We start from the raw sequence: 11,807 nt of genomic DNA, 5'->3' as shown, positions 1-11,807 counted from the left end.
TGATACTGACAGTAAAAAGAATAAGCCATAATTTACATCCGGTTTCTTTTTTTATATAGATCAGCAGCATATAAAAGATTACTTTTATTGTAAACTTAGATCATAATGCAGGCGCAAACCATTGATGAGGTTATCAGTCAGATGGAGGCTATCATCAGCCATTCTATCAAATCAAATAGCAGGGCAGGTTACTTTGCCGCCTTGTATTATAAAGTAACCTGCCGGGTTAAACAAGGGATACAGGCCGGCGAGTTTGAGAATGGCCAGCGCATGGAGCAGTTTGATGTAACCTTTGCTAACCGCTACCTTGCCGCTTATGATCAGTGGATAAACAAAACCCCAGTAACATCACTATCCTGGAGAATTGCTTTTGACGAGCTGGAGAAACCTACCATTCTGGTTTTGCAGCATTTGCTATTAGGCATGAATGCACATATTAACCTTGATCTGGGCGTTGCCGTGGTTGAACTGGCAATAGCCCAAAATCAGCCTTTGGAAACCATGCATAATGATTTCAACACCATTAATACCATACTGGCGGCTTTAACTTACCAGGTGATCAATGAGCTTGATCAGGTATCGCCGTTGTTATCGCTTGCTGGTCTGCATTCAAAAAACGATTCACTGTTTATACAATTTGCCATGAATAACGCCCGTGACGGCGCCTGGTGCTTTGCAGAGGAATTGGCATTAAAAACAGCTGCTGATTATTCAGCCCTGATTATTCAGCGCGATAAGGATATCTATGACCTTGGTGGCGGCATTGTGAATGTTGGCGGCTTTTTAAAATTCACCATCTTTATTATTTATCTGTTTGGCGATAAAAATCCGGCGAGGATAATTGAAGTGATGAACACCTATAAAAAGGCCTATTTGAAAGTCTCCAAATTATAGTGCCATATCAATAACAAATGACCGAAGGCGATATACTCCAATGCCGTTTAAGCAGCCACCTTATTACCAATAGTAAGCCGGATAGCGCCGAAAAAGTGGCAAATTGGATGGGTGCTATACAGGCCCAGGATTATGGGCAGGCAAAATATGCTATCGGCTGCCGTACAAACAACCTTAAAAACATAGACATTGAAAAGGCAATCACCGATAAAAAAATAGTGCGTACCTGGGCACTGCGCGGCACATTGCATATTCTGGCCGCTTCGGATATATATTGGATATTGTCAACAGTTACGCCCGTATTGCTCTCCCGCTATCAACCACAATTTAAAAAACTGGGCTTGGCTGATGAGGATTTTACAAGGATACATAAGTGCATTGTCCAACTTTTGCAGGGTGGTAAGCAACTTACCCGTAAAGAACTTTTTGCGGGCCTTGAACAAAACAATATAACTACAGCGGGATTACGGGGCGCTTTGATGCTATATAAAGCAGGCTGGCTGGGCATGATTTGCCTGGGGCCACAACAAGGGAAGCAGGACACCTATACTTTACTTGAAGAATGGCTGCCAAAACCATCGCCCATAACAAGGCAAGAAGCGTTGGTAAAACTTATGCAAAAATATTTCCAGAGCCACGGCCCGGCTACATTGCAGGATTTTATTGCATGGAGCGGGTTAAGTATTACGGAAAGTCGCGCGGAATTTGAGCAGATACGCGAAACGCTTACAAAAATTGAATGGAATGACCAATCCTATTGGATGACAGGTAACTACCCTGCCAATAATAAATCATCAAGCAGTATTGATTTTCTGGCCGGTTTTGATGAATACCTGTTAGGCTATAAAGACAGGTCGCTTATACTGGATGCAGCAAATACCGGAAAGGTAATTTTACAGAATGGCATATTTAAACCTATCATAATTAAAAACGGTAAGGTAATAGGCACCTGGAACCGGGTGATCAATAAAAACAAGCTGAATATTACAATAGAGTTGTTTGATAAAACTGATCAGCAAACAGATCTTTCCGTCAAAATTGAAAAATACAGCTCTTTTATGAATCTTTCATAACCATAAAAAGGGCAGGTAATTAAATATGTACCTACCCTTTTATAGCGTTAAATGTGTCTGTCTTATTTATAATTTACTCCATTCTTCCACGGTAAGCACATCTGCCTGGCGTGGGAAAACTTTGGTAGTAAGCACCCTGTGTACTTCTTCATCACCATCAGCACAGCAATCTGCTAATACGGTAATGCGGTAATCTTTATCAGCCGCTTCGCGCACGGTTGATAATATAGCTCCGCTGGTAGCAACACCGGTAAGCACCATGTGCTGAATACCCTGCGCCCTTAAAACCACTTCCAGATCGTTACCTGTAAAAGCGCTCACACGGCGTTTTATCATAGTAACCTCACCTTCCATTGGCTCCAGTTCGGGAAGAACTTTAGTAAATTCGGCCATATCCATGCTTGCAAATCTTTCCTTACCTGCTCCAAAGCTTTTGTTGTTTAAACTAACTTCGGGTGCTCCCGGCCTGAAACCAACTGTTACATAAATAACAGGGATCTTCTTTTCGCGGGCACTGGCTATTGCCTTAGCGGTATTGGGAATAAGCGCTCCGCTATCAGGCAACATGGCAAGTATACCAACCTGCAGATCAATTACTAAAAGAGCAGTGTTTTGTGTCTGTTCCATTTTTTTATGACGATTATTTTTGATTTTTATATTTTATCCTTATTCACAAAGTTTCTTGCACACACAATGCTCAAGAACACCACGCCTGCAAAAAACACGATTAATGACAGGTTATTATCCGCAGAAACCTTGCTTGTTCTGAAAAGCAAGAAGCCTACCACCAAATTAAACAGGCCCCATACCACATTTACTATTGGGGTTGACAAGCCTTTACCCGGCGGTTTGGCAAAAGGCGTTGGAAACGCATCACCCGAAACACCCTTTACAAAATGCGGCACAAAATTGGCCAGGAACGCTCCTGCCCAAAAACCAGCGAAATAATTATACCATTCCATAATAAAAAATTTAAAAAGTTATATGATTTTATGTTAATTAAACTTGTTCTATTTCCATCTCTTCAGCCTCCTTTAGCTGTTCCGCGTTAGCTCTACCACGACGCCCGCTGGTCAGAAATTTATAAAACGCGGCAACTATTATCAGTGATATTATGCCCTGACAAAGTATGGCGTTTGGTGCCCCTATCTGCTGCGATATAGCGCCAATAAGCAAACTACCGATAGGCAACATCCCAAAATAGGCCATCGCCACATAGCTCATTACCCTGCCCCGCATTGCTTTGTCTGATTCCACCTGTATGATGGTAATGAAGATTGTAGTTTGCGACATCATGCCAAAACCAGATAAAGCGGCAAATAACATAGCCAGTGGGAAATAGCTGATATGCGAGAAAAATATAAGGCAAATACCAAAGATGATAGAATTGATGAGCAGCACTATTTTAAGATCGGCATTAGGTTTTAACGATGCCAGGAATACCGAGCCAGCCACTGCGCCCAAACCTATAAAACTATTGATGTACCCAAAGGTAGCGGCATCACCCTTAAAAATAACCTTGGCAAATACAGGTAACAGCGTATTATAAGGCAATATCAGCAGACTTATTAAGCCCAACATTAGCATCATCACACTTATTGAAGGAGTATTTTTGAGATAAACAAAACCTTCAACCAGTTCAGATCCTACTTTCTTTGTTATTGAAGGCGGGATATATGCCGGCAGTTTCATTAACAGCAAAGAAATGATCACCGCTATAAAACTTATTGCATTGATAAGAAAACAAGCTCCCGCGCCATATTTTACCAGTATAATGCCTGATAATGCGGGGCCCACCAACCTGGCTATATTTACCATGGATGAATTGAGCGCTAAGGCATTGGGCAGGTCGGCTTTATCGGTCACCATTTCGTGTATGAGCGGCTGCCTTGCAGGTACATCAAATGCATTAACAATACCAAGTACCACGCTAAGCGCAAGTATTTCCCAAACAGTATAGTGATTTATCAGGACTAATACGGCCAGTAATACAGCCTGTATCATTGAAGCTGTTTGGGTGATGAGCAATACCTTATAACGGTTATACCTGTCTGACGCGATACCACCTAACAATGAGAAAAGAAACGATGGGAACTGCGAGGCAAATACGGTAAGGCCCAGCATAAATGCCGAATGCGTCATGGTATAAACCATCCAGCTTACACCTGTACGCTGCATCCAGGTACCTATCTGCGAGATAGACTGCCCGGCGAAAAACAAGCTATAGTTACGACTTCGGAATGCACGGAACGTACTTATTATCTTATCTGTATTCATTATCTCTATCTATAATTTCCAATTAAACAATTCGACACTATTCGTCATTTTGTCGAAATTAAGGTAAAATTTTTTATTTTTTTAGTCCGTGCATAACCATTTGTGTAAACGCGTTTACGGCGGATTCTATCCCGCTATAATCACTTTCAATAGCCATTTCACGTTTTAAACCATGTACGGTACTCAGTAGAACATAAATAAATGATTCCTGCTCCTTTTCATTCATTGCACGCACCTCGCCTTTTTCAATACCATTATTTAAGATCTGATGAAGCAAAGCGCCTTCCTGTTTCATGATCCGCCTGTGAATACCTTGTGCTGCTTTGTTATAATTCGACATTTCATCAGCATCCATACCGGTATTTATGGTGCTAAAAAAACTTCTTCTATCGCGTATTACATTTAGCTTGGTTGCACAAAAGGCATGGATCTTCTCTTCGGTTGTGGTTGCGCTCTCTACCCCTTTGGCAATAGCATTTAGTAAATCTCTTATCTCCACATCCATCACTGCCTCAAGCACTTCCTCCTTACTTTTATAGTAATAATAAAGCGAGCTGCGCCCCTTGCCGATGGCTTTAGCCACGTCATCCATAGTTACCTTACGAAAGCCATGAGCCTGGAACAGCTGTTTAGCTGCCTGCAGAATCTGCTCCTCCATAAGTTCTTCTTTGGTTTGCTCTATGACTGACATTTGTGTATTTGACTATTAATTGCGATGCAAAGATAATATCTTTTAAACAATTAAACAAATTTTGTCGAAAAGTTTATTTTCTCAATAATTCTGCAAAATTGAAAGAAAAATAAAAAATAAATTTGCACAACCGAATAGTTGCATTTATATTTGCAACCAAATAGTTGTATTTAAAATGAGAAGAGATATTTTTCAGGCCATTGCCGACCCTACCCGACGCGCCATACTTAGCTTACTGGCCTTACAAGCCATGACGCCAAATGCCCTGGCCCAGCACTTTGACAGTACACGACAGGCTGTATCAAAGCATATTAAAATACTTACCGAATGTGAAGTTGTAAAACAAAAACAAAGCGGGCGCGAAATTTATTATCATGCAAACCTTCAAAAGATAAAAGAAATAGACATATGGCTCGATCAGTTCCGCAAGCAATGGAAAGATCGTTTCGACCAGTTAGATGATATATTAAAGGATCTATAAAAAACAAAAATCATGAACAACACAGTAATTTCAAAAGATCTGGCTAACAAAAAGCTAAACGTTACCCGCACCTTCAAGGCGCCACTTGAAAAAGTTTGGAAAGCATGGACCGAAAGGGATCTATTAGATAAGTGGTGGGCACCCAAACCCTGGAAAGCAGTAACTAAAACAATGGATTTTAGAGAAGGTGGTTTATGGCATTATTATATGCTCGGGCAAAACGGTGAACAGTTTTGGTCGCGGGTAGATATTAAAACAGTTGACGCTCAAAATAGCTTTAGCGCAACCTGCGTTTTCTGCGATGAGCATGGAAATCCCACCGATGGTACGCCACCGATGCATTGGTTTAACCGGTTTAAAGCAGATGGAGAAAACACCATAGTTGATGTTACGCTCTCCTTTAATACCGAAGAAGGCATGCAAAAGATTATTGAAATGGGCTTTGAAGGCGGCTTTAGCATGGGCCTTGACAACCTGGAAGAATTATTAGCAGCTAAATAATTACCGGAGTTTATTTCTCTTATAAAGGCTTGCCCGTAGCATATACGGGCAAGCCTTTTATTTTTTGAAATAGCGTAAGAAGTTTGCGTTAGGGATGGTAAGGGTTTAGCCCGACGAAGAAGGGCCGGAGCGAAGCGCAGCCCTGAACAGCCCGGGCCGGAGGCAACGCCCTACTATCATTCAACATAGTGGTTACCGCTCCTATTCTCTCATTTATTTTTTTTTGAAAATATATTTGCGTAACTCAGAAGTTACCCATATATTTGAGTAACTTAAAAGTTACCTATTATGAGTAAAAGCATTAATCACCAACTTTTCTTCTCACATCCCCCAAAGGCGGTATGGGAATATTTGACCAGCCCTGAGCTAATGGAACTCTGGCTGATGAAAAACGATTTCAAACCAGTTATAGGCCACGATTTTCAATTTCGCGTAAAACCAATACCTGATCTTAATTTCGATGGAGTTGTCCATTGCCGTGTATTGGAGATCGATCCCCATAAAAAGCTTTCCTATTCATGGAAATCCGGGCCGGGGGATGGCACCTACAATATTGATTCAGTAGTCATATGGCGGTTACATCCCAAAGATAACGGCACTGAACTTGTGCTGGAGCATGGCAATTTTGCAATTATGGAAAACATTGGATTGTTTAACGGTATGAATGAGGGCTGGCTCAAGAATATGCACAAGATCGCTAATCATTTAAACACTGTGGAACATGGCTCAACCAACGCTTGATACCTTCCAGGTAATTGCCGACCCCAGCCGGAGGAAGATGCTGATGCTGCTCACTGAGGACAGCCTAACCATCAACAGCCTGGCTGAGAACTTCGACATGAGCCGACCCGCTGTATCAAAGCACATTAAAATATTGTACTCGGCGGGCTTTATTTCTATCCAGGATATTGGACGGGAACGCTATTGCACCCTTAAACAGGACGGCTTTAATGAACTGCGAAAATGGATCTCGTATTTTGATGGATTCTGGATATCGAAACTGAAAAACCTGGAAACACTGTTAAACAACAAATTGACAAACTAAAAACCGAGGAAAATGACAACATCAAATTTCACTACCACCCTTGTGGTAGATCAAAGCCCGAAAGAAGCATATGGCGCTATCAATAATGTTCGCGGATGGTGGTCAGAAAATATTGAGGGTGGTACAGATAAACATAATGATGAATATCTCTATCATTATAAAGATATTCATTACTGTAAAATAAAACTGATAGAGATGATCCCCGGCCAGAAAGTGGTTTGGCTGGTGCTGGACAATTATTTCAAATTTACGGAAGATAAAAGTGAATGGAAAGGCACTAAGGTCATCTTTGATATTTCGCAAAAAGATGGTAAAACAGCCATAAAATTCACGCATGAAGGTTTGGTACCTCAATATGAATGCTATGAGATCTGCCGTGAAGCATGGACCAATTATATACAGGAAAGCTTACGCGATTTGATCACTACCGGCAAAGGGCAACCAAGTTCTAAAGAGAATGATAGCTTCGATGCTCAAATGGTTGAAAAATGGAATTTGGCTTAATGCAATAGAACAACATGAAAGATTATCAAAAAAAAGCATTACCGTAAACAAACCAGCAGATGAAGTTTACGCTGCTCTTACCCAACATATCCCGGATTGGTGGAGCAATGATTACTCGGGAGCAGCAGCCAAAAAAGGCGATCAGTATAAGATCGCTTTTGACGAGACGAAAAAAACCTTTGAAGCAATCGAAGCGATTCCCGATCAGCAAGTAACATGGCTATGCCTAAAAGCTTATATCGACGTGCCGAACCTGACAAAAAGAGATGAATGGATAGGCACTAAATTAATATGGACGATAACAGATAACGGCAAAAGCACAACATTAACGCTGCACCACGAAGGACTGAATAAAAGTTTTGAATGCTACGATGTATGCAAACCCGCCTGGGATTATTTTATATTGAGCTTACAGGCTTACCTCACAACAGGAAAATGAACACCATATTTAAAGGCGACAGTCAGCTCTTTATGATTTCAGACCATAGGTATTTGGAAAATTACATTTCTGTTTTTAATTCCCTCCCCACGGGAGGGGTGTGGTTGGATGTGAAGTGGCAGGGAGGGGTTTATACACCAAATAAGCTGTTAAACCCCACCCTTCCCCGCCCCAGGGCGGGAATCGCACAAGGCTGATGCTCCTTTTTTAACCTTCCGAACACTTATGGATTTCACACAAACAAAAACGGCCTTAACATAATAGTTAAAGCCGTTTTTTGTGTCGATTACTCCAGGAATCAATATTGAATTTTAAACGTAGCCGTATGCAATAATTTATTGCTGGCTTGCAAAGCTGTTGGTATGGATACTTTTACACTATCGCCAGCAAACGTATATTTTAAGCTCTTATCAAGTCCAAGCAAGCTGATCTTTTTGACCTTCTTAATACCTGCTAAATGAAAAGAGATACTTGCAGGCAAAGGAACACTATCCGTAGCCGACAACAAGAAAGCATAAATCGTATTCGAGCTTTTTAATTTGGTATAAAATATATTTTGCTCGGAGTATGGTGCTACCGGTTCCGTTCCGTATATGCCTTCGCCATTTATTTTTATCCAGTCACCTATTTCGTTTAGTCTGCTGTAAGCTACGGGATCCCAATCTCCGTCAGGGCCCGGACCAATATTCATCAGCAAATTACCACCCCGCGATACGATCTTAACCAATAAAGTAATAATTTCCTGTGCCGATTTGTAATGATCGCCAGGCACATAACTCCATGAGTTACCCATAGTAATACAGCTTTCCCACGGATGATCTAAAGGTTTATCAGGCACCTGCTGTTCCGGTGTGGTGTAGTTTTCATATTGCCCGGCAACTGTGCGGTCAACTACGATCAAGCCAGGTTGTTTGGTACGTGCCATAGCAGCAATTTTAGGCATGTCAATATCCTGATCATAAGGAATGGTTTTCTGCCAGTCAACACCTGAATCAATCGTGCTTTTAGGTCTTACCCATCCCCCATCTAACCATAAAATATCAACCTTGCCATAACCGGTCATTAATTCCTGGATCTGGTTATAGGTGTAATCCTTAAATTTCTGCCAGCGTTCAGGGTATTTAGCTGGGTCATAATTTACGTTCCTGTCCTTAGGCGGAAAATACGACCACCAATAATCATTAGAGTGCCAGTCGGGTTTTGAGAAATAGGCCCCGATCATAAAATTCTCCTTGCTGAACGCGTTAAAGATTTCCTTGGTTACATTGCTCCTTGGATTTGTTGAGAACGGAGTTTTTGGGCTGGTTATTTTATAATCAGTCTGCTTGGTATCAAACATACTAAAGCCATCGTGGTGTTTGGTAGTGAAGATCACATACTTCATACCAGCATTTTTGGCGGCCTTCACCCACTTTTCCGGTTCGAAATGCGTTGGATTGAATGTTGTCTGCAAATTCTCGTAGGCCTTTTTATAGGTATAGTAATCCGCACCATAGGGGCCTTTGCGCTGTGTCCAGCCTTCATCTTCGGGGCATATGCTCCAGCTTTCAACTACACCCCACTGACTGTAAGTACCCCAATGCATAAACAGGCCGAATTTCAGGTCCTCCCATTTATTTAATTTTTGCTGTACCAGTGAGTCTGTAGGCGGCACGTAGCTTTTCGACATATTATGCTGCTGGGCAAACAAGCTGCCCGTAACAAGCAGCAAAAGAGGTAAAATACTTTTTTTCATTTGTAATAATGTATGTTCAATCCCGGTTATCCGGCTATTATTATTTAACTTTTAAGCCCAACTCGGCCACTGCAACACCATTGCCGCCAACCACATGCAATACTGCAAATTTAAAGTAACGGCAACTAACCGGCTGCGCCAATGGGATAAGCTGCTCAACAGGATTCGATCTGATATTTGAAAACTCTCCTGTGGCTGCCTGCTGCCAGTTGATGCCATCGTTACTTGTATAAAACGCATACTTATCGGCAATACCATTAGCTGTTTTATCCTGGCGCGGCAGATAAGTGAATGCTTTGATAGTTTGAGTAGTCCCCATATCAATACTTATTTCCTGCGGATAATTGATGGTTTGGGTTGAGTCTTTTGACAAGGTGTTCCAAACAGTATTCACATTTTCATCTATGGCATTTGATGGTTCATTACCATTTTTAGGATTTGTACCGACAACTTTCCATCCTGATTTTGAAAGATCAAATTCTTTAGTATCTATTTCGCTTGCTTGCTTAGCTTCAAAGCCACGGGCTTTAATAATACCGCCATTAATCAGCGAAAAAGGCTTTGAATATAGAGGTGTTTGCAAAGTTGGCTCCGTTCCATCAATTGTATAATGAACAGAGGCAACCGGCGCGCTGGTGCTGATAACCACAGTCCCATCTTTATCCCTGCTGATTAGCGGTGCAGTAAGATGCACAGGCTCCTTAAACAAGCCGAAATCGCTTAAAGCTATACATACCGGCGATGCCGTGATCCGCAGCCTTACCTTACTTGCTGTAATATTATTTGGTAAACGGATAAGGCGGTTTGCGCCTATGCTGCTTACCGTGGCTATTTCCTTCCATTCACCATTCATCCAGGCATCAACGGCCGCGCCTTCAATACGCTGCCCCAGCTTTATGTTTTCGCGCAAGCGGATAACATTGAATGTTTTTGGTTGATGCAGGTCAATCACTAGCCTTGGTTTGGTAACGTTGTCATCGGTTGCCCAATAGGTGTAGCGGCTCTGATCCAGCAAAAACGCCGGACCAAATTTAGCGGCATTGCCACCCCTGATATTGCTGGCTTTAAAACTTGCACCAGCGGCTAAATTAACCGCGAAAGTTTGCTTTACCAGTTGCCCAAATTGCTTTAATATATTAACATCCTCATCACTGAGTTCCCCATCCTTATCCGGAGATAAGCCAAGATCCAGACAAGCGCCACGGCCTACGCTTTTATAATATAGGTCAAATAACGTATAAGGCGATTTGCTTTGCCCATCCTGCGATTGATGATAGAACCATCCATTCCGCATAGGTACATCACATTCAGCAGGCATCCAATATTTACCGTTACGTATACCCTCGGTAGCTGTTTCATACCGCGAATAGCCATTAGCGGGTTCTTTACCGGCATCGGGAGCTTCGGGCGTATAGGTTGCCCAATAGGTTTCGCCCGCATGGCCCTCCTCATTACCTACCCAGCGTACATCGGGCCCAACATCGCCGAAAATACAAGCGCCGGGCTGCATTTTGCGGGTAATACCCCAGGTATTTTTCCAATCGTAATAAGTTGAGCGGTCAATAGTACGTGCTTTGCGTTCGCCGCCATAATAACCATCTCCCCCGTTAGCGCCATCATGCCACGACATAAACAGCGGGCCATAATTGGCATATAATTCCTTTAATTGCTTTTGGTATATATCAGTTAAATATTCAGGCTTACCATAAAGCGGGTTGTTCCTGTCCCATGGCGAGCAATAAACGCCCATTTTCATCCTCAGCTTTTGGCAGGCCATCTGATATTCCCTAACAATATCGCCTTTGCCGTCTTTCCAGGGGCTTTTGCTAATATTGTGTTCCGTAGTTTTTGTGGGCCACAGGCAAAAGCCATCATGGTGCTTGGCTACTACCACTATTCCTTTAAACCCACCTGCTTTCGCCGCCCCTACTATTTGTAAGGCATTAAAATGTTTAGGATTGAATATCTGCGGATCCTCATCGCCATACCCCCATTCCTTATCGGTATAAGTGGCTACGCTGAAATGGATAATGCAATACATATCCGTTTCCTGCCAGTTGAGTTGCCTTGGGGCAGGCAAAGCGCCGTAGGGTTTGGGTGGGGCCTGCGCAAAAGCAGTTGAAAATGTAATTACCAATAATAAAACCAGTGCTAACTTCTTCATTAT

At 42.2% G+C, this 11,807-nt stretch carries 14 protein-coding genes; 8 read left to right on the top strand and 6 right to left on the bottom strand.

The window, feature by feature from the left end; all coding sequences use genetic code 11:
- Positions 1-105: 105 nt before the first annotated feature.
- On the top strand, positions 106-894 hold the full coding sequence (locus tag BLU33_RS06840; RefSeq protein ID WP_091370618.1) for a DUF5995 family protein: 789 nt from the start codon (positions 106-108) through the stop codon (positions 892-894).
- 17 nt (positions 895-911) lie between these two features.
- The gene (locus tag BLU33_RS06835) at positions 912-1,967 is read left to right on the top strand and encodes a winged helix DNA-binding domain-containing protein (protein WP_091370616.1); all 1,056 of its coding nucleotides are present in this window, start codon (positions 912-914) and stop codon (positions 1,965-1,967) included.
- Between the two features lie 66 nt (positions 1,968-2,033).
- On the opposite strand, the gene BLU33_RS06830 is transcribed toward BLU33_RS06835, so the two are convergent.
- From BLU33_RS06830 to BLU33_RS06815, 4 genes are all read right to left on the bottom strand, one after another.
- Complete coding sequence (locus BLU33_RS06830) at positions 2,034-2,594, bottom strand: cysteine hydrolase family protein (RefSeq protein WP_091370614.1); 561 nt, start codon at positions 2,592-2,594, stop codon at positions 2,034-2,036.
- Between the two features lie 26 nt (positions 2,595-2,620).
- Complete coding sequence (locus tag BLU33_RS06825; RefSeq protein WP_091370613.1) at positions 2,621-2,929, bottom strand: hypothetical protein; 309 nt, start codon at positions 2,927-2,929, stop codon at positions 2,621-2,623.
- A 37-nt stretch (positions 2,930-2,966) separates the two neighbouring features.
- The gene (locus BLU33_RS06820; RefSeq protein WP_091370611.1) at positions 2,967-4,244 is read right to left on the bottom strand and encodes an MFS transporter; all 1,278 of its coding nucleotides are present in this window, start codon (positions 4,242-4,244) and stop codon (positions 2,967-2,969) included.
- A gap of 73 nt (positions 4,245-4,317) precedes the next feature.
- The gene (locus tag BLU33_RS06815; RefSeq protein WP_091370609.1) at positions 4,318-4,935 is read right to left on the bottom strand and encodes a TetR/AcrR family transcriptional regulator; all 618 of its coding nucleotides are present in this window, start codon (positions 4,933-4,935) and stop codon (positions 4,318-4,320) included.
- Positions 4,936-5,110: 175 nt separating this feature from the next.
- Between BLU33_RS06815 and BLU33_RS06810 the strand changes: the two genes are divergently transcribed.
- From BLU33_RS06810 to BLU33_RS06785, 6 genes are all read left to right on the top strand, one after another.
- Positions 5,111-5,416, top strand: a complete 306-nt coding sequence (locus tag BLU33_RS06810) for an ArsR/SmtB family transcription factor (protein ID WP_091370607.1) — start codon at positions 5,111-5,113, stop codon at positions 5,414-5,416.
- A 12-nt stretch (positions 5,417-5,428) separates the two neighbouring features.
- On the top strand, positions 5,429-5,917 hold the full coding sequence (locus tag BLU33_RS06805) for an SRPBCC family protein (protein ID WP_091370606.1): 489 nt from the start codon (positions 5,429-5,431) through the stop codon (positions 5,915-5,917).
- 288 nt (positions 5,918-6,205) lie between these two features.
- The gene (locus BLU33_RS06800) at positions 6,206-6,658 is read left to right on the top strand and encodes an SRPBCC family protein (protein ID WP_091370604.1); all 453 of its coding nucleotides are present in this window, start codon (positions 6,206-6,208) and stop codon (positions 6,656-6,658) included.
- Positions 6,639-6,962 (top strand): ArsR/SmtB family transcription factor, encoded by a 324-nt coding sequence (locus BLU33_RS06795; protein WP_091370602.1) that lies wholly within the window; start codon positions 6,639-6,641, stop codon positions 6,960-6,962. The genes BLU33_RS06800 and BLU33_RS06795 overlap by 20 nt, the downstream gene beginning before the upstream one ends.
- Positions 6,963-6,974: 12 nt before the next feature.
- Positions 6,975-7,466 (top strand): SRPBCC family protein, encoded by a 492-nt coding sequence (locus tag BLU33_RS06790; protein ID WP_091370600.1) that lies wholly within the window; start codon positions 6,975-6,977, stop codon positions 7,464-7,466.
- A complete protein-coding gene (locus BLU33_RS06785; RefSeq protein ID WP_157682068.1) occupies positions 7,444-7,905 on the top strand; it encodes an SRPBCC family protein in 462 nt (153 codons plus the stop codon). The genes BLU33_RS06790 and BLU33_RS06785 overlap by 23 nt, the downstream gene beginning before the upstream one ends.
- A 298-nt stretch (positions 7,906-8,203) precedes the next feature.
- On the opposite strand, the gene BLU33_RS06775 is transcribed toward BLU33_RS06785, so the two are convergent.
- Together BLU33_RS06775 and BLU33_RS06770 are read right to left on the bottom strand one after the other, a co-directional pair.
- Entirely contained in the window at positions 8,204-9,640 is a 1,437-nt protein-coding gene (locus BLU33_RS06775) for an alpha-L-fucosidase (RefSeq protein ID WP_091370595.1), read from the bottom strand.
- A 40-nt stretch (positions 9,641-9,680) separates the two neighbouring features.
- A complete protein-coding gene (locus BLU33_RS06770) occupies positions 9,681-11,804 on the bottom strand; it encodes an alpha-L-fucosidase (RefSeq protein WP_091370594.1) in 2,124 nt (707 codons plus the stop codon).
- Positions 11,805-11,807 lie beyond the last annotated feature (3 nt).

The sequence above is a fragment of the Mucilaginibacter mallensis genome (assembly GCF_900105165.1).
Classification (GTDB): Bacteria; Bacteroidota; Bacteroidia; order Sphingobacteriales; family Sphingobacteriaceae; genus Mucilaginibacter; species Mucilaginibacter mallensis.
This window is presented reverse-complemented; position numbering and strand designations above follow the sequence as displayed.

Excerpts from the sequence above, each read along its gene's own strand:
- BLU33_RS06840 (WP_091370618.1), top strand. The coding sequence starts at position 106 with ATGCAGGCGCAAACCATTGATGAGGTTATCAGTCAGATGGAGGCTATC.
- BLU33_RS06835 (WP_091370616.1), top strand. The coding sequence starts at position 912 with ATGACCGAAGGCGATATACTCCAATGCCGTTTAAGCAGCCACCTTATT.
- BLU33_RS06830 (WP_091370614.1), bottom strand. The coding sequence starts at position 2,594 with ATGGAACAGACACAAAACACTGCTCTTTTAGTAATTGATCTGCAGGTT.
- BLU33_RS06825 (WP_091370613.1), bottom strand. The coding sequence starts at position 2,929 with ATGGAATGGTATAATTATTTCGCTGGTTTTTGGGCAGGAGCGTTCCTG.
- BLU33_RS06820 (WP_091370611.1), bottom strand. The coding sequence starts at position 4,244 with ATGAATACAGATAAGATAATAAGTACGTTCCGTGCATTCCGAAGTCGT.
- BLU33_RS06815 (WP_091370609.1), bottom strand. The coding sequence starts at position 4,935 with ATGTCAGTCATAGAGCAAACCAAAGAAGAACTTATGGAGGAGCAGATT.
- BLU33_RS06810 (WP_091370607.1), top strand. The coding sequence starts at position 5,111 with ATGAGAAGAGATATTTTTCAGGCCATTGCCGACCCTACCCGACGCGCC.
- BLU33_RS06805 (WP_091370606.1), top strand. The coding sequence starts at position 5,429 with ATGAACAACACAGTAATTTCAAAAGATCTGGCTAACAAAAAGCTAAAC.
- BLU33_RS06800 (WP_091370604.1), top strand. The coding sequence starts at position 6,206 with ATGAGTAAAAGCATTAATCACCAACTTTTCTTCTCACATCCCCCAAAG.
- BLU33_RS06795 (WP_091370602.1), top strand. The coding sequence starts at position 6,639 with ATGGCTCAACCAACGCTTGATACCTTCCAGGTAATTGCCGACCCCAGC.
- BLU33_RS06790 (WP_091370600.1), top strand. The coding sequence starts at position 6,975 with ATGACAACATCAAATTTCACTACCACCCTTGTGGTAGATCAAAGCCCG.
- BLU33_RS06775 (WP_091370595.1), bottom strand. The coding sequence starts at position 9,640 with ATGAAAAAAAGTATTTTACCTCTTTTGCTGCTTGTTACGGGCAGCTTG.
- BLU33_RS06770 (WP_091370594.1), bottom strand. The coding sequence starts at position 11,804 with ATGAAGAAGTTAGCACTGGTTTTATTATTGGTAATTACATTTTCAACT.